Consider the following 765-nt stretch of genomic DNA (forward strand, 5'->3'; position numbering starts at 1 on the left):
ATATGGTACTTTAAATTTATTATTACAATATTCTTCTGCAATACCTTTATATATTTTTATTAATGCTTCTATTTCTTCATCGTGAGAATGGTCATCTAAAGGCTTTGCATTTAATAATTTAACTTCATTAGCGTCCATTAAGCATCACCTTTTAATGCATCAATAAGTTCTGCTTTTTTCATATCAGAATACCCTTCAATACCCTGTTTTTTGGCGGCTTCTTTCAGTTCTGATACTTTCATTCTAGAATAGTCTTTCGCTTCTAAAATAGGCTTAATTAAAGGTACTCGTTGCCTATTTTCATCAGTTGACAACTCTTTTAATCGCTCATCAGTCACTCGCAATCCATCACGTGGGAAAATGTCACCAACATTGTATTCATAGTCATTGTCTTGTAAGTCTGTAAAATACTCGATTACTTTATACGTCACTACGAATCACTCCTTTATGCTCCTGTTCCTTCTTCTGTCGGGGCAGTTGCTCCACTAATTTTAACTACTTTAGATTCATCATATAAGTAAGCTACATAATGCTTATCAGAGAATAATGCAGTCGCTTTACGAGATGCATCACGTTCAGTTTCTAAGAAGAAATCACGTTTAGTAATTAATTTAACTGCACCACGTTTAGCAATGTATGCTTCGCCTTCTTTTAATTTGTTAGAACGTACAATAGTAGCGCCTAACACTTCGCCAAATGCACCTTTAACTAAAATGTCATCACCTAAATCAGTTGCACGAGTAAAGTTAATACCTGCCCAGTTAC

The 765-nt window shown here is 34.5% G+C and carries 1 protein-coding gene and 1 pseudogene; both read right to left on the reverse strand.

Annotation, left to right across the window (positions count from 1 at the left end):
- Positions 1 to 137: 137 nt before the first annotated feature.
- Complete coding sequence (locus ACF91D_RS31035; protein ID WP_392438594.1) at positions 138 to 431, reverse strand: Rho termination factor N-terminal domain-containing protein; 294 nt, start codon at positions 429 to 431, stop codon at positions 138 to 140.
- Between the two features lie 14 nt (positions 432 to 445).
- Positions 446 to 765: pseudogene (locus tag ACF91D_RS31040) on the reverse strand (N4-gp56 family major capsid protein); the annotation flags it as partial.

The sequence above is a fragment of the Staphylococcus sp. 231237_7MaSpsaltlick genome (genome assembly GCF_043107035.1).